Source organism: Pelagicoccus sp. SDUM812005 (genome assembly GCF_031127875.1).
Taxonomy (GTDB): Bacteria; Verrucomicrobiota; Verrucomicrobiia; order Opitutales; family Opitutaceae; genus Pelagicoccus.
In genome coordinates this window covers 168721-189144 of the sequence record NZ_JARXIA010000001.1, presented here as the reverse complement: position 1 = coordinate 189144, position 20424 = coordinate 168721, and the positions used below count along the sequence as shown (strand labels likewise).

The following is a 20424-nucleotide window of genomic DNA, read 5'->3' as shown; positions in this document are numbered from 1 at the left end:
TCGTGCTCTACAAGTCCCGCCCGTATCCGCAAAGGTCCGCTACCAAACCGTCAGCACGACTACCGAGACGTAGGGCTGGCGCTTGTCGCCACGCCGCAGTGCAGGATTGCGTCATGGTGCGAGCAGGAACCCTCGTTAGCGCTCAGCGGGATTCCCACAACAGGGTGATGAACCCCCAAAAAAAGAGACGCAGAGGTCCCCACCTCCGCGTCTCCTATACTCCATACTATGAAAAGTGTTTCTAAAAGCTGTTACCGGCTGCCAGCCAGTTCAGGTAATCCTCCAAATTCGTGTATCCATCGCCATCGGGATCCTCTGCCCCGTCCGCCGCCGAACTAGGATCGAGCCCCTTGCTCAGCTCCCATTGATTCGGCATGCCATCCCGGTCCGTATCCCAATTCTTGGGACGATGGATTTCAGGGTACTCCTCCCATCCGCCCACGTCAGCCTGCGAATCAGGCAAACCGGGCAAGCCGGACTTGCTTCCCACGTAGCGAGCCGTGCCGGTACGCACTTCCTCGATTACTCGCTTATCGTGATCGTCCAACATCGGAACGTTGCATCCCACATCAGCCAAGACGTTCTCGTAAGCTTCCTCCGCGCTGTGCGTCGTCACGTACGATTCGAAGAACGGTTCCTCCACCGTGGCCGGTGCCGGCTGGGTCCCTCGTACGCGAACCCCTTCCAGCTTACCTGCCGGTCCTTCCGGCCCCGCCACGCCTTCCATGATATTTCCGGAAACGTAATATTGCTGCGGACCGAAGGAAGGGTTCTCGAACTGAGGGTTGAGATAAGTCAACACCGACGAAGCGGGACCCGGCTTGTAGTAGTTGTTCACGAAATTCACTTCCCGAGCGCCGCCATCCGTGGTGCGATGCTTCCAATTGTACACTACCATATTGCGGATATCGAGACGACCCGCGTGACGGTTCGCCTGGTCGATCGCTCCCGCAAGCGACCAGTTTCGGCCCGCGTTGTGAGCCAGCAAGCTGTGGTGAAAGCTCCCCACATCGCCACTGATCGAGCCCGCGAAACCGTGCCCGGAATTGGAGCCATACTTGCGATGTCCCGCAATATTCAGCGCCTCCGAAATCAAGTTTCTCTGGAACGTGATATTCTTGGCCCCTCGCGAACTGAACGCCTCGTCGATGCTCCAGGATATCGAGCAATGATCCACGATACTGTGATCTCCGCTCGCCAGGCCCATTCCATCCATGGTCTCGCCCGATAGGTCGCCCATCCGCAAACGGATGAAACGAACAATTGTATCACGACTTCCAATACCACCAAAAGTATAGTTGCGAATACAGATGCCCTTGCCCGGAGCCGTCTGCCCAGCAATGGTCAAAAACTCGTTCTCCTCCTTAAAGACCAGTTTCGACTCAAGAGAGATGAGACCCGATACGTCGAAGACCACCGTGCGCGGACCCGTCGCTTCCACCGCAGCCCGCAATGAGCCCGGACCCGAATCGTTCAAGTTCGTGACGTGCAAAACGCGGCCGCCCCGACCGCCGATAGCGAAGCGTCCATACCCTTCCGCCGTCGGAAACGCGAGGTGACGCACGCGAAACCGCCAGACATCGCCACGCGTGACCTTCCCATACTGGTCGATAGAATCCACTCTCCAAGCGTAGTGAAGCAAGGAGTTGTTCGGTTCGATTGGCACACTCATGGACCCGCCATTCTGAATCGAATTGAAAAAGCTGTCCGAATGCTTTTCCGCCAGCGAGAGACGACGCACCGCTTCCTCCGGATCCTTATCCGAGGTTATGAAAACGTTTTGAGTTACGGCCGATTCAGCCGGAGCCCACTGCAGCTTGACGCTACCGCTATCGCCATTCGCATGCCTTTCGAAATTCGCAGGCGTGGGCTTCAACGCTCGCTTGCTGGCATCGTTGTCGTCGATCGCGAAACCATTTAGAACCACGCTTCCCGCGCCTTCCGCCGCAATCCGAACCACAACCGATTTTCCCTTCTTCGCCTCGAAGCTGACAAACGAAGTGGCTAGGTCATCGTTTACCGTGGGCTGCGTCGCAGGAGCCACCTCGCCCACTCGCGAGTCGTCCACCCAAATCGAATACATCGCAGGAGCAGCGCGCCCCATGGCACTGTGGAATCCAGTAAAGGTATGCCTGCCCGGCTGCAACCCGCGTAGTTCCAGCTCCAATACAGAACTCTCGCCTCCGCTCGCTACCACCGCATCCGCGCCCAAAGTCAGACCATTCACCACCGCAGCTTTGTTTCCCACGAACTCGAGCTGACCACCCTTGACTCCCGCTCGCAAGGCGACCTCAACTCCATCGAAGCGTCGGCTCGTGGCACCCTCCGCGACACGCCAGTTCTCCCAACGATCCGTCTCCATGTCAGCGCGTCCTTGCGTATTTAAGTCAACCCGCAAAGGACGCTCGGCGACAGCGGCTGAAGCCGAGCATGCGAGTATGATAGCGGCAAGCGCGGGCGAGAGTTTCGATTTAATATTGGGGCATTCAAACATGACAAAAACAATGAATTAAGGAGCAACCGCAGCGGTGGCTCCAAGGACTGGATACACGGATTCCAAAAGACGTATTACTTATTCTTCGCCGCGGCTTCGGCTAATTGACGCAGGGTGCGAGTCGCCTCTTCGCGCACGCGGCGAGATCCGTCGTTCTTCTCCACGAAACGGAGCCAATCCTCCAATTCAGGATCAGGCAAAAAGCCGGACATCGCATCCAAGGCCTGACGCCGGACGCGGTAGTTAAGGTGTTCTGCCGTAACTTTCAGCAAAGTCGGAGCCAGCTCCGGAGTCGTTACCCCATCGAGCAGTTCCAAGAAATCTTCCTGCACCCGAGGATCGTCCGTCGAGTGAAAAGCGGTGATTGTAGCTCTCACCACATCATCGTCCAAACCGTCCGCCATGCGAAGGATTCTCAAGGCCGCCAACTTCGACTTAGCGTCCATTTCCTCGTCGAACATGCTCCGCCGCGCCCGATCGACATGGTCCGCCGTGGCCGGCATGAATCCACGTACCGCCATGGTCCAGCGCATCTCCTCTACGTCGCTCTCGAGGTAACCCGATCCGCTGTCATTAAAACGAGAATACGTTTCATCGGTTTCGGCAGCCTGGCTTCCCGATCCGTAGGCGCTGCCTCGCGGGTGGTAGCCGCCGCCCTGCAGATAAGCGAGCTCGCGCTCGAGTTCCTCGATTCGCTCCAAGTGATTTTCCTCGGCAGATTCCGCCTCCTCAAATCGATCGTAGAAGCTAACCGCAAGCGCCACCGCCGAGCAAAGCAAAGCGGAAAGCGAGAGTAAGCCTGTCGTACCTTCTTTCATGGGAATCAATCTCTAGGGTTTCTAGCTTAACATGCTAATCCTTATCGGAAGATTACCGAAAAAACTTGCTCCTGGTTTTAGCGCCGCAAGCAAGAAATCTGTTGCGAAATGCAGCGTACAAGTATCGATTTCCTCCCTAGCCCCGACGGTGAAATGAAGCTACTCCTTGTTGAAGATTCCAAACGACTGCGCGACTCCCTAGCACTCGGTCTCCGAAAATCAGGATACGTCGTGGACCTGACTGGCGACGGAGCAGAAGGCTACTGGATGGCTACCCACGAGCAGTACGACGTCATCGTCCTCGACATCATGCTGCCAAACATGGACGGACTCAGCATCCTCACCCAGCTACGGGAAAAGCAGGTCAATACCTGCATCCTCATGCTCACCGCTCGCGACAAGGTGGAGAATCGCGTCGAAGGCCTGAGCAAGGGAGCCGACGACTACCTGGTCAAACCCTTCGCCATGGACGAGCTCCTGGCGCGGATCGACGCCCTTTGCCGCCGCAGCTACAACATCCGAGCCTCGCACATCAAGTGGGGACCCGTCACCCTCGATCTCTCCAAGCGCACCGTCTCGGTCAACGAAGCTGAGCTTGCCCTCAAACCTCGGGAGTATCGCATCCTTGAATACATAGCCATGCGCTCCGGCGAAATCGTTTCCAAGTCCGACATCGAATCCCGCATCTACGACGACAACGCCGAGCTCCGCAGCAACGTCGTCGAATCCGCGATCTCATCCATTCGCCGAAAGTTCGACGCCGTCGGCCACCCCTGCCCCATCGAAACGCGCCGCGGACTCGGCTATCTAATCGAAAAAGCCTAAGGTGAATACGATTCGCGCAAAACTGGCGATCGGCCTCACCCTCTGCTTCGCTACCCTCCTGGCATTCGGCGGTTACGCCGTCTTCTACAGCGCCAAAAAAGGCGTCTACCAACGCATCGACGAAAAGCTGCAGATCGACGCCTACTCGATCATGTCCGCCACCTACCTCAAGGACGACGAAAAGGTGGAACTGCATTTCACCGTTAGCCTTCTCAGGCAATTCAGCGGCGAAGTGCAAAGCGCCTACTACCAAATCTGGGAAGGCGAAGAGCAAACCATAAAAAAGTCCGAGTCGCTGCGCCGCAAGGAACTGCCCAAGCCGGAAACCGTTACCCGTACGGCCACCTTCTGGAACATGAGACTGGACAATGGCCTCCACTGTCGCGCCATCGCGGTCCGCTACGGCCCCAAAGAACGAGGCCGCGACCGCTACACCAAAGGCAAGGAAGAATCCCTCGTCCTCGTCGTCGCCCAAAACATCGAGGAGGAACGCGCCGCCCTCGCCAGCTTAAGAAACAGCCTCGCGGGCGTCGCCCTTCTCATCCTCGTCGTCACTCCTATCCTCGTCACCCTCGTCCTGAGGCAGGGACTTTCCCCCCTCGACGCCCTCGCCAGCAAAACCGGCCGCATCGAGTCCCACACCCTCTCCCAACGCTTCTCCGTCGAAAAGCTACCCGGCGAACTCAAACCCATCGCTTCCCAGCTCAACCAGTTGCTCGACCGCCTCAGCGTATCCTTCGAGCGAGAACGCACCTTCAGCGCCGACGTCGCCCACGAACTCCGCACCCCAATCGCCGAACTTCGAAACATCGCCGAAGTCGGCCTAAAGTGGAAGGATCCCGAATCGGCCGAGGACTACCAGGCCGCCATCGAGATCGCCACCCAAATGGAACGCATCGTCAACCAGCTCTTCGAGTTGATGCGTTGCGAAAGCGAACAACTGGTCGTATCGAAAAAAGAAATACTGCTCCCAGACTTTATCGAGGCCCTCTGCGCCCGCTACGCACCCGCCGCCAAGGCCAAGGGGATCGCCGTGCAACTCCAAGTTCCACCCGACGCCAAATTCGAGTCCGACCCGGAAATGCTCCAACGAGTGGTCGGCAACCTCATCGACAACGCTATTTCCTACTCTCCAGCTCAAAGCGAAATATCCATCCAGTTCGACAGCGAAACGCGCTCACTTCAGGTCGCCAACCCCACCCCGGACCTCCAGGCATCCGACATCTCCTTCCTCTTCGACCGCTTCTGGAGAAAGGACCAGGCCCGCGCCGACGGAAGCCATAGCGGCATCGGCCTCTCGATTGCCCACGCCTTCGCCGAACGCCTTGGCCTCTCGCTCGATGCCCGCTTCGAACAGCCCAACTGCATTGTATTCAAATTATCAGGATTCAACCTGAAAAAATAGTAGAGCCGTCGCTCGCGCCGCCGCTTTTGTTGATAGACTCAAAAATAGCGCCCATATCAGGCGCGGTAATCCTTTGATAAGGTTGCTTCTGCTAAACTTGGATTATGCTCCCGTTTAGCCTCGCTCCTTACCTCTCCCGAAAAAACGCCCTCGCGTCCGCAAGCCTTTCCCTGATCGCCGCGATTTCCATCGCTACGACACCAAGTCATGCCGCCACCCCCGCAACGGTAGCGGCCGCATCGCAAGCCCAGATCGACCAGAAGAATTACCCGCAGTGGTGGACCGCAAGTCTGCCCGCGGAAATTAAGAAAAACGTTGAGGAGAAAGGCAATAAACTCGCCAGCAAGCTCGACCTCGCTTCTCCCTCCCAAACCCAAGCCGTCGCTAGACTTATTGCCCAGCACTATGGACGCGTCTGGGCATGGCACCAAGAAGTCGACCCAGAACTCGACGCCACGTGGGACGATTGGGACCTAGCCCGCAGCAACCTCGACGGCAAGGAGAAGGACGAGCTCAAGGCCCTCGCCATCATGAGCGAACGCATCGATCCCATCTACGCCCAGTTCACTCCGCAAATCCAAGGATTCCTAGCTGAGCTGCGAGCGGAAATCGGCGAAGAGAAAACAATCCAACTTTTGGATACGCTCACTCGTTCCCCCGGAGCGCCCCGTACCTACAATGCCTACCTCGCCATGGTTCCTCAGATGACAGAAGACGAAAAAGCGATCATCTGGAATCGACTCGCCCAAGCCCGCGAAGACTCCCTCGCCTGCTGGAGCAGCAAGCGAATCATAAAGATTTTCAAGAAGTACAAAATACGCAACGAGTTCTCCATCGACTACTTCGGCTACGGCTACCGTAAGCACTACCAAGCCTGGATCGAAGCCTCCAAGAAATAGCGAACCGATCCCCAGTCGCTTCCACCTAGCAATCCTAAGGAACGATCCCTTCCATGAAAACAAAATCACTTCAAAACCGCTTGGCTCAAGCGAGCCGTTCAGGAATCAACGAAGAATCCCTACCACGCTTTATCAATTCTAAAGAATTGATCGCCTTCCTTCATACCACTGCGGACGAGCTGAGCAAAAACAGCGAAAGGCTGAAAAGTGACGGCAAAAACGAAAGCGCTGAAATCGACGAAAATATCGCCATCTACTTGCGCGAATGCCTCATCGATGAGCTCGCCGAAACACTAGGCATCGACGTTTAACCACCGGTCCCAATAGCAGCCCCGGAATATTAGCCGGTTTCAGCACTCGAATTCCCGCTCACCCTCCACCAGGCCGGACCAGCTGGGACCAACGCGTCTTCGCTCGGCTCCAAGTCAAACGGGTTTCGTTCCCCTCCCTTATCGGCTGCTAGCACGCTAGCGGCAGCATAGACTTTTCCTCACTTAGCCTCGCCGCCGCTAGGATGGTAGCGGTTGTTGCAGCCTAATTAAGATCCAGCAAACCCTTAAATTCAGCCTCCAGCCCTGCCGCTGCCTTGATTTCTTCCGACACCTCCGGACCATTGTTTTCCCATGTGTTTCCCGGGCCATTGGCATTGGTGGAAAACTTTTGCGCTGGGCACCAATTGTCCCGTACGTAAATGAAGGACGAACCTTCGTCGAGGTAGAGGTAATTCCAATGGTTCGGGTCGTGTACGTAGGCTGGCGTATACAGTGAGTGAATACTGTTCTCGCTGATTACCGACTTGGGCTGCGGCGAGAGCGTATAGATTCCGCCCACATCGTACATGTGTTTGGCAAAGTGATGGATATGGTTCGCGTGGATACGGTTGTTACGCATGCAATTGACCGACCTGGTCCATCCCCAGCCCATGCTAATTCCCGTATAGGCCACGTGGCTGATCTCGTTATGGGAAATTTCGATTCCCCTCACGTACCCAGCCGCGATCCCTACGCAGCCCCAGTCTTCCGTCGCTACATCCGTGACAAGATTGTTCGAGATACGAGCATCACTACAAATCTCCCGCTCATCCGCCGGATCGTAGGGCACGTGCGTTTCGATCCCTCCATCCTGAAACGAACCGATAACCACACCATTCCCCCCGATGTCGCGAAACACATTTCCTTCTACAACCGCTCGCTGCGATCCGAAGAGGTAATCCAATCCCGACGCCGCCAAGTGTTGGAATACGCAATTTTTGAATACAATGTCGTCGCCCGCATAAACGCTCACCGCAGCGGGCTGACGCCCGATCCAGGCCTGATTCTCCAACTTCGCCTTATCCGGTGTCCCGGGAATCTTCAGCTTGTACGCGTCGTACATGTAAAATCCGGCCTGCAAGGGAACGTGCCCTGCTTGCGAGGGACGCAGCCACGTCGTATGCTCGAAACGGATACCGTCGAACTGCACGTGCGTGACTGGCGCATCCAGCGATCCCTCGACCGTAACCAGCGTTTCCATCGCCGGAGCGACCACCTCCGCACTCGCCATGTCTTGTCCGTCCTTGGGCCAATAGTAGACCAGCCCAGCATTCTCGTCCAAGTACCATTCTCCAGGCTCGTCCAGAAACTCGATACGGTTTGCGAGATAATAGGCCGAGCTGCCATTGTCCGCGCTGTAGAAGCCCGGCCTGCCCTTGTTCGCCAACACAACCGGCGGCCAAGGATGCTCGAACTGCACCCGGCTTTCCGGCTCGTGAAAGGAAATGCGGGCCCGCCCTTCATCCGGAAAGGCCTCCAAGGTCTTGACGCGCAGGATCGCAATTGCCCACATCTGATGGATCACGAACTCCATTCCTTCCGGATCGGAAAAGTCGCCAAACTCCGGCAGCTCGATCCAACCGACCCGCTCCTCCTTGTCCCAATCCAAGATCCGCTTGAGGTCATCGTTATCCACTTCTTGGGCACGCACCGCTCGTTCGCCCTCGACCCAGAGCTGGCGAAAGGAGAAACGGTTCGCGTTCTTGCGCGGCGTCTTCGCCACCCAGAGCTTACCCTTGGCCGTCGGATTCAGACCAGGAATAGAGACCTCCGCCCGACGCCATCCTGTAACCTCCACGCCACCCGACAAGATAGGCGATGCTCCGGCAGCAGCCTTGAATACAGTAGGACTATCCGCTGTACCCGAATCTTCGGTACGGACCAGCAAGGGTTCTATCAATTCGTACTTTCCGTCCGCCAATAGAATCTCGATCCCATCTGAAATCGAATCGTCATGCAAGCGACGGAGTTCGCGGGCCTGGCGCTGCGCCGCGGCGATCCGCTTGTGAGGCGCTTCAAACGACCCATCACCCGACTCCGCCGCTTCCGGCGAAACCCAAATCTGCCGCGGTCCGGCAAATGTCGTTTGCGAAATTGCTAAAATCGATGCCAAGGCTAGTAAAATTTTCTTTTTCATTAGGTTGAAGTTTCTTTGCCCACGAAGGGCACTAAGGATATTAAGGTTTTCAAATTTAGATCTTCGTGTCTCTTGGTGCCCTTCGTGGGCAAAAGTTCTTTACTCCGTTCCCTGGAACACCTTCTTCAAATACCGTGTATTCGCTCCAAAATTACCGACGACATTCCGCACATCGTTGGCGTCGCGCGAGCGCTCGATCACCAGCCAACCGCTCCAGCCCATCTCATCCAAAGTCGCTTTTACCGCCTCCATATCGAGACGCTCATTGCGCTCCAGCCAAACCCCGTCCTCATCGGTCGCATGGATCATGCAGATCCGGTCCTTCCCAAGTGTCTTTAGCTCCTCGATCAAATCCCGACCATTCTGCAAGGCATTGGCAAAGTTGAAGAAGATCTTGATATTCGGAGAACCCACATCCTCCAGCAATTGCACGTCCCCTGCCGCATCGTAGGCCGTCTCGATACCAATTACGACATTGGCCGCCTCCGCCATCTCGGCAGCCATCTTGAGTCGCTCCACCACCTTCGGCCGCAACTCGGGAAACTCCACCAAGTTCGACTTCACCCCTAAAGGCAAAAACGCCGTCTTCACCCCCATGATTTCCATGGAGTTAATCGTGTCCCGCACCAAAACGTCCACCCCATCTCGCTCCGCAAAACTTTGGGCGTAGAAGCCGGACATAGCGATCGCGCAGACCTCCACGTCATGCTTCGCGATTTCATCCCTCATCTTGCGACGCTCGATCGGATTCATCAGCTTGCTATCGAAAGTGGGACGATTCCCCAAGCCACCCATATCCAGCTCCACGCCGTCCGCTCCAATCTCCCGGGTCCGAGCAAACGCTCCCAGCTTCTGCCGCTTCAGTATCATCCAATCGCATACAGCGATCTTGTAACGCTGGTCCGCAAGCCATTCCGCTGCCCGAAGATCAGGCAGCAAACACGCAAGGGCGATCACGCATAGCGCTGCCTTATTTCCAGAAACAGCGAAGAGCTGCGAGTGAGCGCTAGCCCTTCGAGATGCTTCACCAATCCAAGATAACCAATTTCTCATAAATCTATAAATTTCGCGTGTATTAGCGTCCATTCGCGGTTCCAAACGTCGCGCTACTCGTAGTTCACCCTTGCCGCCTCGGCTGCATCTTCTCCTGCATCCAAAGGTCGGATACTAAAGCGCATTTCATAATCGCCCGCTGGCAAGGCGTACTTCTCCAGCACACTCGGACCGCAGCTGCTGTTGCCAAGCCCGCACTGGGCCACATCAAGAGAAAGAACAATATCCCCCCGCTCCTTTAGCTCATGCGCGTGCTTCGCCGCTGAAAGGTCCTCCTGGGCAAAGCGCAGCGCCGAGGCGCTCAATTGCATGCCTTCCGCAACAACCAGGACTCCCGGTCCAGCTTCGGACCGGCGCAAGCTCAGCCAACGCACACCTTCCTTGTTCCCCGTCTCCTGCGGACGTGGATACGGCACGTACTGCTGCCGCACGGTGCTTCGCCAAACGTTAACTGGCGTACTGTCCTTCCGATCAACGTAGTTTTCGTGAGGACCGTGACCAAACCAGCTCAGCTGCTCCAAGCCGTCATCCAGAAACAGCCGAATACCCAGTCGCGGCAAATAAGGAAGCCCTTCCGAACAGCTAAATTGATTCTCCACATCGATTGAACCATCTCCACGAATCGTCCAAAGAGCCACGTGCTCAATGCTCCCTGCTTCCGCTACGCCTCGCGTGCGGGCTTCGAAAAGCACGGTTTTCTCATCACCTTGCACAAGCCGAACCGAAACGACCTCACGGTTAATTCTATCCAGCCCCGCCCTCGACCAATCCTTGGCGAGCCATTTGCCAAATCCCTTGTCGTTGTCAGTGTAAGCTCGATACACCTGCAACATAGGCTGTTCGTTTCGGGCCAGGACTTCTTGCCCACCATACTTCAGCGACGAGAGCGTGCCCGTGCGCTTATCTAGAACCGCCTCGAAACCGCTACCGCTCACTGTCCAACCTTCGGAAGCATCCGTCACTGCCAGGCTAGAAAACCGAGACTGGTCCACTGGCTCGACTCGCGCCTTCTCCGTATCCAGTTCGAACTGCTCCCAAGCGATTTCATGCCCAGCCGCTGCCCAAGCCGTGTCCTCCCTTAGCCGAATCGAAACCCGCAACCAATAATCCTTCAGCGGCGAAAAACGCGCTTCCAGCCCCTCAAGATTAACGGAAACGTTTGCACCGGCTCCGGGCTCCACCGCCGGCAAGTCCAAGTCACCCGAAGCAACCGTCTCCCCATCGGAGATGACTTCCCAAACTCCATCGAAGGCATCGAGCCGCCTGTGATGGTTGCGGTTGATCAGCTTTAAAACCACGCCCTTCGGATCGAGCGAAACCGCCTCCACTGCCACCGGCTCGTACACCTTTTTCAGCTGCCAGTACTTGGGATTCAGCGAACGGTCCGCAAAGATCACTCCGTTCAGACAAAAGGCCTTCAGATTCGGGGTATCCCCAAAGTCTCCGCCGTAAGCGATAAAACGCTCTCCTGACTTATCCGTCTTATATAGCCCTTGGTCGACCCAATCCCAGATAAACCCGCCGAGCATCCGCGGGTGCGAATAGATCTCGTCCCAGTACTCCTTGAGGTTTCCAAGGGAATTTCCCATGGCATGCGCGTATTCACTGGTCAATACAGGTCGATGGTCCGACTCGTCTCGGGCAATATCGAGCAGTCGTTCCCAACGCGCATTCTCCGCTCGCTCATCCATGGAATCCTCCGGCAAGCCGGGATTCAAATAAGCGTCCTGCGTACGCGGATAGAAACGGCTGATCACGTCCACCGTATCCGAATCGCGGCTACGGTCTTCGAACGTGTAAGAGACATCCTTAGTCGCGAGATCCCGCTGCGCCCCTTCGTAGTGAATGGGCCGCGTCGGATCGAACTCCTTCAGCCAAGCCGACACTGCCGCAAAGTTCGGTCCATAACCGGATTCATTCCCCATCGACCAGAAAACGATGCTCGGAAAATTCTTGTCCCGCTCCGCCATGCGAACCGCTCGATCCAAAAACGCCGCCTGCCAGTCTGGCTGGCTGGCTAGGTAGCCGCGAAGTCCGTGGGTTTCGATATTGGCCTCGTCCATCACGTACAAGCCGTAGCGATCGCAGAGTTCGTACCAACGGGGATCGTTGGGATAGTGCGCCGTTCGCACCGCGTTTACATTGGCCCGCTTCATGAGTTCGATGTCCTGAATCATGCCTTCCAGGGTCATCTCACGGCCGAGTTCGGGATCGTGCTCATGCCGATTAACCCCGCGTAAACGAACAGGCTTCCCATTGACCAGAAACTGCCCTTCCCGAATCTCCAGTTCGCGAAAGCCCACATCGCAGGCAGTCGCATCCACCACTCGACCCTTCTCGTCCTTCAGCGACAAGGTCATGCGATAAAGATAAGGCGTTTCCGCAGTCCACTTATGCGGATTCTCAACCTTGGCGTTCAACCAACCGAAAAGGCGCCGCCCACGCTGAGGAGTCCGCCGCACAAGCACGCCTGTCTTGTATCCAGCATTCAATACCTCCTTAGCATCGTGACCGATCGGAGCGTTAAAAACGGAACTCCCTTCCGCGTCATAAAGCGACGCTTCAAGCGTCCATCCTTCAAGCGACTCTCCCTCCGGCGCCGCGAGCTCCGGTTCAATCGCAAGATAAGCATCGCGGTAATCTTCGTCCAATTTCGTACGCACCCCGAAATCCGCGATGCGAGCCTTAGGCGTGGCATAAAGGTAGACCTCGCGGTGGATTCCTCCCAGACGCCACATGTCCTGATCCTCGAGGTAGCTCGCATCGCTCCACTTATAAACTTCCACCGCGATCTGGTTCGCCCCGGGGCGGACATAGCTGCTCAGGTCAAACTCCGCAGGAGTCATACTCCCCTGGCTGTAGCCCACCTTTTCGCCATTCACCCACACATAAAAAGCGCTCTGCACTCCCGCGAAGTGTAACACGATCCTCTGCCCTTCCCATGCGGCCGGCACATCAAAGCTGCGACGATAGGTGCCCACTGGATTCCGCTCTTCGAAAGCCGTATACGACGCCTTAGGCTCCGTGGTAACCCGCGGCGGGTCGATGGCGTGCGGATACCCTGCGCTCACGTAGATCGGCGTACCGTATCCATTTACCTCCCACACGGCTGGCACCTCTAGCGTCGCCCACTGCGAATCGTCGAAATCCGTCCGGTAAAAATCACGCGGCCTTTCCTCCGGGCGCCGAACCCAATTAAACCGCCACTCCCCATTCAGAGATTGAAAACGCTCCGACTGCTCCCGCTCTCCATCAAAAGCCCGCTCCGCGGTCGCATAGTTAAAGAAGTGCGCCCGTGCCGGTTCCCGATTGATCTGCAAGACATGCTGATTCTCCCAGTCGGGCGTCGCACAGGAAGAAAACGCCACCCAGAGTCCAGTAAACGCCGTAGCGCGGAGCTTTAGCCCGCGACCACATTGCAGGATCCTTCTTCCCAAACGCGGGCTAAAGCTCCGCGCTACGCTAACCTCCCTCTTCACAGCTCCACCTCCATCGATTCCCCTTTGTCCAATACGATCTTCACAGTCTTCCCCCTATAAACCAATTCCGTCCTCGTTCCGTGGATACTCTTTACTCTTACTGTCTTCACTTCCCCTGCGCTCCAGCTGAGATCGACTTCGAAACCGCCCCTAGCCCGCAAACCACGCACCTCCCCCTCGCTCCAAGCGCTGGGCAAGGCAGGCAGAACCGTTATCCGTCCCACTTCGCTCTGCATCAGCATCTCCGCAATGGCGGCTGTTCCTCCGAAATTCCCATCGATCTGAAACGGCGGATGAGCGTCGAAGAGATTCGGATACGTGCCGCCCTCCCACGGTGAGTCTTTGCTACGCGGCTTGGCTGGCTTGAAAAGCTGCTTCATCAACTTGTACGCACGATCCCCGTCGCCGAGACGAGCCCACATGCTGATTTTGAAAGCGAGACTCCACCCCGTGCTGCCATCGCCCCGCACATCCAGCGTCTTACGGGCCGCAGTTGCGAGCTGCGGGGTGCGAATCGGGTCGATCTCGTTTCCTGGATACAGTCCCCAAAGGTGAGCAATGTGACGATGCTGAGGATCCGCCTCGGGATATTCCTCCAGCCACTCCAATAGCCGACCATCGCGCCCAATACGCGTAGGAGCCAAGCGCGGCAGAGCCGATTCCACCTCCGCCTTGAAGGCCGCATCCTTCTCCAGAATCTCTTCCGCTGCGACACAGGCTTCGAACAGGTAACGCAACAACTGCTGGTCCGCCGTTGGACCCATGCAGACATGCACCTTGTTGCCCGCGTCATCGATAAAAGCGTTTTCCGGAGAGTTGGAAGGAGAGGTCACCAGCCAACCCGATTTCGGATCCTCGATCAAAATATCCAGGTAAAACTGGGCCGAGCCCTTAAGAATTGGATACGCCCATTCCAGAAAGGCCCTGTCTTCCGTATAAAGATAGTGATCCCACAAATGCTGACACAGCCAAGCCGAGCACGACACCGTCGAGCCCCAGCTGGCCGATTCCCCCGGCGAGGTATATCCCCATGGGTTCGACAAGAGAAACGAAACCCAACCATCGGCATCATAATAAGCTCGCGCCGTCTTACCTCCGGGCTCCACCAGCGACTCGATCAAGGCAAACAAAGGCTCGTGCAACTCCGACAGATTGCACACCTCCACCGGCCAATAGTTCATCTGCGCGTTAATGTTTGTATGCCAATCTCCGTTCCAAGCCGTCTGCGTCTTCTCCGCCCAGATCCCTTGCAAGTTCGCCGGCAGACCTCCCGGCCGCGAGGAGGAGATGAGCAAGTAGCGACCGAAGTCGAAATAGAGCGCCGCTAGATCAGGATCCTCCTGCCCGCTCGCCACACGTCGCAGCCTCTCTGGCGTCGGGAACGTTCGCCCTTTTTTCGTATCCTTTCCTTCGATACGGATTCCGACCCGATCATAGTAGGAACGAAAGTCATCCTCATGCGCAGCCTTCAACGCCTCGTAGCTTTTCCCAGCTGCTGCCTGCAAATCCGCTAAAGCAGCCTGCCGGGCATCCGTGACGCCCCGCCCTGCGAAGGTCCTGATATCCGTGGCGGCGGAAAACAACAGCACCGCTTCGTCCGCGCCCTCAACCCGGATCATGTCGCCCATCTGGATGACCTTCCCGCCAGTGGCCTGCACTTTCAACACGCCCGCATAGCGCACTCCCTCCTGGATGATTTCCGGCGTGATCTCTGGGCTCTGCTTTCCGCCCTCGTATCCATTATTCAATTGCCCATACATGAGCAAGGAATCCGCTCCGATAGCCTCTACCGAAAACCGCTCCTCGCGCTGCAACGCCACTTCGAAGCCGATGGAGCCCTCTCGGTCGGCCGACAACCGCAGTGCAAAGACCTCGTCGGGCGCCGAGACAAAACCTTCGCGACGATAGTTCACTCCTCCGAGCTCGTACGCTTGCGAAAAAAGAGCGTCCGCCAATAACAGCTCGCGGCGGTAGCCGCTCGGCTCTCCCTCATGCAGCATCGTGAGCTTCATCTTTCCCAAGGTCTGGTAGCAACCGTAGGGCACGTTCTTACCCCTGCCATGCCCCGAGCCATCGCCCGCACAGGTGAAGTTCGCATTCACCAAGGCTTCCGCCTCGAAATTCTTTCCCTCCAACAGCAAACGCTTGATCTCCGGCAAAGCCTTGTAGGCATCCAATCGATCCGCGTTCTGCGGCGACCCCGACCACATGCCATTTTCGTTGAGCACGATGGTCTCCTCAAAAACGCCGCCATACAGCATCGCTCCCAAACGGCCATTCCCCAGCGGCACCGAGACCGTAAACGCTTCCGCCGGTTCATCGAACAAGAGCGAGCGTTCTGGAATCTCTGCCCAAACCCCAGTCGCCACCGAGCCCAAAATCAAAGCCGTAGCGCGGAGCTTCAGCCCGCGTCCGCAGCGCAAGAGCCACCCGCCAAATCGCGGATTTAAGCTCGGCCCAACTGAATCAAATTTTCGTATCCAAATATTCATTTCAAATCCTCCGATGTCGCCAATGCGATCACACGCCCCTCTTCCCCAACCGCGCAGTAGAAGTGATACACCACACCGTCATGCTTCAAAAGCCACGGCTTGTGGGCAAACTGCTTGTCGAAAGGCTCGCTGGGCTCGACCAGGTGCGGGCCCTCCCATTTCGTCCAATTGACGAGATCGTAGGAAGCCGCAAAGGTGTCGAAAGCCCCCGGCTTCCAGAACGCGCCGAAATAGAACATCACCCAAACGTCTCCCATCTTAACGATCTGAGGATCGCCGGTAATGGCCCACGGCAGCTCGCCTTTATTGTAGACCACGTTCTTCTCGCCGTAACGATGCCACGCCTTCATGTCGCGCGACACCGCCATGCCGATCGCCTCGTGCCCGCCACCACGCTCTTCCTTGCCATTGTAGTACATGACGAAGGGCCAGCCGAGCTGCTCCGCCTTATCCCAAACGATGTGAGACTTGTAGACGGTCTTCCGCTCGAAGGGCCGCGCGTATTCGTGGTTTGGCGACAAAATAGGGTTGCCCTCGTAACGCGTCCAGGCTTCCACCTTATGCGGATCGCTTGTCCAAGCCAGTCCGGCCGACAGAGGATCCGTCTCGTAGCCCTTCATCGAGCCGCCGATATACGACATCCAATACTTCCCATCGTACTGCTGCAGAGCGGCCGATCCACCCCATTCGTGATCGATCAACGACAGCCCGCCGTCTCCTTGCCACTTGTCCCAGCCGCTTTCCGCAAACGGCAAAATCGTCCCAAGCCGCTTCCAGTGAAGCAGGTCGTCGCTCTCGGCCAGGTAAGTCTGGTAGCCTACACCGTCCGTAATGCCGACGAACATCATGTACCACTTGTCGCCATGTCGGAATACGTTCGGGCAATCGAGCAACTCGCCCTCGCCGCCCGCCAGGACGACACCGTACTTGAACGGCGTTTTCGCCTCCTCGTATATCTCCTGCATTACCGCTGCAGGAACCGGCTGCGAATCGCTTTTCAAGGCTTCTGGAAACGGAATGACTACTCTAGCAGGCGAGCGTCCCGGTACTTCGCAACGAATCAAGACTGGTCCCAACAAGCCTGCCTCCCGCAGAGGCTCATCTTTCAAGCGGAAGGGAGCGTTCGTCCAAAGCTGCTTTTCTTGCGGGCGGCGGGCCTCATCCGCGATCAATTGATTCTTCCAGGTATTGGTCACTTCAATACGAATCTGGTTCTCTCCAGAACGCAGGTGTCCCGTCACCTCCACTTGCCACGGAGCGGTCCAAAGCACACCGAGGGATTCCCCATTTAGGATCACCTCCGCAACATCGGCCACCATTCCGAGGTCGAGCCACACCCGGCCTTGGGCTACCGACGGCTCGTAGTCAAAAGTACGCGAATAAGTCGCCGTGCCAGAAAAATGCTTTACCTCCGCATCTTCGTGCAGGGTCCAACTATCGAGGTAGCGCTTGTACTCCACCGGTTCCGTACGCTCGGGAAACTGCACGGTCCACGGACCATCGAGGCGTTGATGAGGTACCGACTCCGCCGTATTCAAGCTGTCACGACTTCCGCCCCTGGTTCCTTCCTCCTTGAAAACGAAAAATAGGGACTGGTTCGCGTGCAATCGGATCCCGAGCTCCGTCCTGCTAGCCTCGCTTTTCCACGAATCGGCGAAACGCCGTTCTCCGGTCACAGGATCCCAAACCTCCGGACGCAGTCCAGCGACGCGGAAGGAAAGCCGCAAATCCCGCAGCTTCCCCGATTGATTGGAAACGAAATAGAGCTCTCCCTCAGGAGAACGTCGATGCGTCCAGGCCACTTCTCCAGCAAGCGTTCCTCTCGTACCAATGATCCGGATATCCTGCGAAATTCCGAGAGCGTCCAAATCGCTCTCGCTCCATGGACCGAGGTGAACGCTGGGCTGATCGGCCAAATCCCGCGCCAGCGCTCGCAACGCGTCCTCTCCATCCAGCAAGCTGAGCGGCAAGCGCGGTTCTGATTCGAGGATTATCGGCAACCCTTCTTTGGCGAAACTCACCAGAGCACTTGCCAACGCGCTTGACATGCGAACGCCTCCTTCCGGATTCAAGCGATGCTTCCCAGGGACCACCAACACTCCGTACTCTGCGCCGCTTTTTAGTCGCAACCTACCCTCGTGTACGCTCGCTCCGTCCAACAAGACGTCGAGGTTCAAGGATTCGTAGGTGTATCCAGAGAGTGGATCGCACCAGTCAGAAAGGTCGCTAATGCCCGCCGATGCCTTTACCCCTTTCGGCTCTTCCCGCAGCTTGTTTCCGGCGTTCGCCAGGCGTTCAAACTCTTCATGCAAACGTGCCTCGCCCGCTAAACCGGGCAAAACGCCCAAGACACGATCCGGCAGCAGCGCTCGCGCTGGACGCTCCTCGCCCGCAAACACAGCGATATCGACTACCGGCTCCCCGAGCTGCAAAAGGGCCTGACAACGGGAGAGGTACTCTACCCAAGCCTTGCCCTGGTTCCACCAGGTTTGCCCTCTCTGAAAGAAGAGACCGACTCCGTTGAGCGATACGCCGGGAACCTTGTCGACCCATGGCGTCTGCATAAAAACGTGAAACACGAAGCGGTTCACGCCCAAGGCAAAATGCCTATCTCCCAGCGCCTTCAAGTTATGCGGCGCCTCGTCCCATGCGATCCGCAATTGCGTAAAGGCCTCGGCTTGCACGATGCGCTTGCCGTAGATGTGAGCGCCCGAAACCGCATCTCGCATATCCATGGGCTTGTCATGGGTGGGGCTCTTCAACCAAAATTCTCCCATCGGCAAGTCTACCGTTCCATGATGTCTCAGATTATCGGATACCATGGTCGGCGAAACCGACTCTGAACTGAATTCGCAATTATATTGGCGGGCGAGCTCACTCAGGGTTTCGAAATAGGAATCGTTGAGCAGCTCTGAGATGGTCAGACGGAGATCGTAGAGAAATCGCTCCGATCGTTCCGCGCTTTCCACCACCACGCCGGCCATGGCAGGCAGCATTGCGATCGGGTCGTAGCCCCGCCGCGCCCGAAATTCCTCCGCCAGTCCCTGCGTCCAGTTCTGGCTCTCCGCCTCCCAACTGTCCGAGTGCAGCACCCGGACCACTTCCGAAAATAGCTCCGGCCCCACGCGACGCGAGGTTTCCGCAAACCAGGAATCGAACTGCAGTTTAATCGCTTCCGGATTAAGCTTGTCGGCTTCCAAGCCTTCCCCTGCTCCGCCGGTGTAGTTGGTTGCTCCGGTGCTGGTATGCCCCATGCGCAGAAGGGTCCACTTCCCTTCGGGAGCATCCCAACGGAGCGAACCATCAGCCTCCATTCGGGAGCTTAGGTCAATAACGTCCTCGCGAGCCACCGCCAGTCCAGCTGGCACCTGCTCCTCGTCCGTCCACTCTGCAACGCGCCATACCGCAGCGGATTTCCCTTCGAACTGCTCCAAGCGGGGCATACTTGAAAGTTGGATACGCTTCACCTTTAAGATCGGCTTCCACTTCGCCCAGTCCAGGTCCTCCGCCCCGGGCTCGCTTCCCTCCGGATCGAAAACGAAGCGAAATACCTTTGCTCGCGTTTCCGGAACCGAAAAGCTTAAGCTTTGCCCGACGCTCTGGCCCCCGTCCTGCCATCCATGGCGAGGCGGCACGAACTGTTTGACCAAGTCGAAATTCTCTCCGTCCACACTGGCCTCCAATCGCAAACGCAGCGCCTGGTAGGAGTTTCCGTGCGGCCGAATCTTCACGGAGCGGACTGTCACCAATTCTGGATACGCATATTCGATCCATCCAGCCTCGCTCATGCGCAACGGTTCCCCATTCTCCGCAAGGGCCAAGCGCGATACCGACTCTCCCGCGTTCGTCGTCACACGCGGCGCCAAGGAGTCCGCCTTCTTTTCAAAATCCTCGCGCTCGCGCACCGCGAACAAAGCAATATCGCGATAGTAACCCTGCCCCGTCGGCGGCTGATCGAGAGAGATCTCCACCCGCCTTCCGCCTTCCACCGATACCTCGCTCCAAACCACACGCTGCATCGAGAGCTCCGGCGTGATCCATGGACCGCCCGCCAAAGAAAAACCTGGCCCCACATGCAACCCGAGCTTCAGCCCGCGCTCGCGGGCCTCCTCCATGGCATGCCCCACCAGCTCCCAATACTCGTCCGACAACGTCTCCACCGGCGGCTCCCAAAAAGGTTCTTCGTCCGGCGAGATCAACGGCATCAGATAGGCGCCCGCCAGACCGACTTCCTTCATCGCTTCGAGGTCGGCCGCAATGCCCTCCTTCGAAACCGCCCCTTTCAGCCAATACCAAATCGTCCACGGCTTGGCGCTTTCGGGCGGGCGATCGAACGCCCGCTCCCAATCGCTCTCGGCTGCCGCCAAAGCAGGTCCACACCACGCCGAGACCGCGAACGCCGCAAACGCGATGCGGGTCCCTAACGCTCGCATGCCACGCGACACCGTAGAACGGCGTCCCGGCCCTGCAATAGCCTGGAGAATGAGTTTACGAAAGGAAGGGATCAAGGT

At 57.2% G+C, this 20424-nt stretch carries 11 protein-coding genes; 4 read left to right on the top strand and 7 right to left on the bottom strand.

From position 1 onward, the window contains the following. Positions 1–241: 241 nt before the first annotated feature. Both QEH57_RS00700 and QEH57_RS00695 read right to left on the bottom strand, forming a co-directional pair. Entirely contained in the window at positions 242–2362 is a 2121-nt protein-coding gene (locus QEH57_RS00700) for a hypothetical protein (RefSeq protein WP_309004736.1), read from the bottom strand. Between the two features lie 206 nt (positions 2363–2568). Beyond that, complete coding sequence (locus QEH57_RS00695) at positions 2569–3312, bottom strand: hypothetical protein (RefSeq protein WP_309004735.1); 744 nt, start codon at positions 3310–3312, stop codon at positions 2569–2571. A 153-nt stretch (positions 3313–3465) separates the two neighbouring features. On the opposite strand from QEH57_RS00695, the gene QEH57_RS00690 reads away from it, so the two are divergent. The 4 genes from QEH57_RS00690 (at position 3466) to QEH57_RS00675 (ending at position 6752) form a co-directional block, all read left to right on the top strand. Continuing rightward, the gene (locus tag QEH57_RS00690) at positions 3466–4137 is read left to right on the top strand and encodes a response regulator transcription factor (protein WP_309004734.1); all 672 of its coding nucleotides are present in this window, start codon (positions 3466–3468) and stop codon (positions 4135–4137) included. 1 nt (position 4138) lies between these two features. Beyond that, positions 4139–5542 (top strand): ATP-binding protein, encoded by a 1404-nt coding sequence (locus QEH57_RS00685; RefSeq protein WP_309004733.1) that lies wholly within the window; start codon positions 4139–4141, stop codon positions 5540–5542. 104 nt (positions 5543–5646) lie between these two features. Beyond that, a complete protein-coding gene (locus QEH57_RS00680) occupies positions 5647–6441 on the top strand; it encodes a DUF3826 domain-containing protein (RefSeq protein ID WP_309004732.1) in 795 nt (264 codons plus the stop codon). A 53-nt stretch (positions 6442–6494) separates the two neighbouring features. Beyond that, on the top strand, positions 6495–6752 hold the full coding sequence (locus QEH57_RS00675; protein ID WP_309004731.1) for a hypothetical protein: 258 nt from the start codon (positions 6495–6497) through the stop codon (positions 6750–6752). A 223-nt stretch (positions 6753–6975) separates the two neighbouring features. Here the strand turns inward: QEH57_RS00675 and QEH57_RS00670 are convergent, their stop codons facing one another. The 5 genes from QEH57_RS00670 to QEH57_RS00650 all read right to left on the bottom strand — a co-directional run bounded on the left by QEH57_RS00670 (position 6976) and on the right by QEH57_RS00650 (position 20346). Beyond that, positions 6976–8889 carry a right-handed parallel beta-helix repeat-containing protein gene (locus QEH57_RS00670; RefSeq protein WP_309004730.1) on the bottom strand — a complete coding sequence of 638 codons (1914 nt, stop codon included), beginning with the start codon at positions 8887–8889 and terminating at the stop codon, positions 6976–6978. A 99-nt stretch (positions 8890–8988) separates the two neighbouring features. Then, positions 8989–9828: a sugar phosphate isomerase/epimerase family protein gene (locus QEH57_RS00665; RefSeq protein WP_309004729.1), complete on the bottom strand. Its 840-nt coding sequence runs from the start codon at positions 9826–9828 to the stop codon at positions 8989–8991. Positions 9829–9995: 167 nt separating this feature from the next. After that, a complete protein-coding gene (locus tag QEH57_RS00660; RefSeq protein WP_309004728.1) occupies positions 9996–13310 on the bottom strand; it encodes a glycoside hydrolase family 2 TIM barrel-domain containing protein in 3315 nt (1104 codons plus the stop codon). Between the two features lie 107 nt (positions 13311–13417). Then, entirely contained in the window at positions 13418–15748 is a 2331-nt protein-coding gene (locus tag QEH57_RS00655; protein WP_309004727.1) for a glycoside hydrolase family 95 protein, read from the bottom strand. A 161-nt stretch (positions 15749–15909) separates the two neighbouring features. After that, positions 15910–20346, bottom strand: coding sequence for a glycosyl hydrolase (locus QEH57_RS00650; protein ID WP_309004726.1), 4437 nt, complete (start codon positions 20344–20346; stop codon positions 15910–15912). Positions 20347–20424 lie beyond the last annotated feature (78 nt).

Excerpts from the sequence above, each read along its gene's own strand:
- QEH57_RS00695 (WP_309004735.1), bottom strand. The coding sequence starts at position 3,312 with ATGAAAGAAGGTACGACAGGCTTACTCTCGCTTTCCGCTTTGCTTTGC.
- QEH57_RS00680 (WP_309004732.1), top strand. The coding sequence starts at position 5,647 with ATGCTCCCGTTTAGCCTCGCTCCTTACCTCTCCCGAAAAAACGCCCTC.
- QEH57_RS00675 (WP_309004731.1), top strand. The coding sequence starts at position 6,495 with ATGAAAACAAAATCACTTCAAAACCGCTTGGCTCAAGCGAGCCGTTCA.
- QEH57_RS00700 (WP_309004736.1), bottom strand. The coding sequence starts at position 2,362 with ATGGAGACGGATCGTTGGGAGAACTGGCGTGTCGCGGAGGGTGCCACG.
- QEH57_RS00690 (WP_309004734.1), top strand. The coding sequence starts at position 3,466 with ATGAAGCTACTCCTTGTTGAAGATTCCAAACGACTGCGCGACTCCCTA.
- QEH57_RS00670 (WP_309004730.1), bottom strand. The coding sequence starts at position 8,889 with ATGAAAAAGAAAATTTTACTAGCCTTGGCATCGATTTTAGCAATTTCG.
- QEH57_RS00650 (WP_309004726.1), bottom strand. The coding sequence starts at position 20,346 with ATGCGAGCGTTAGGGACCCGCATCGCGTTTGCGGCGTTCGCGGTCTCG.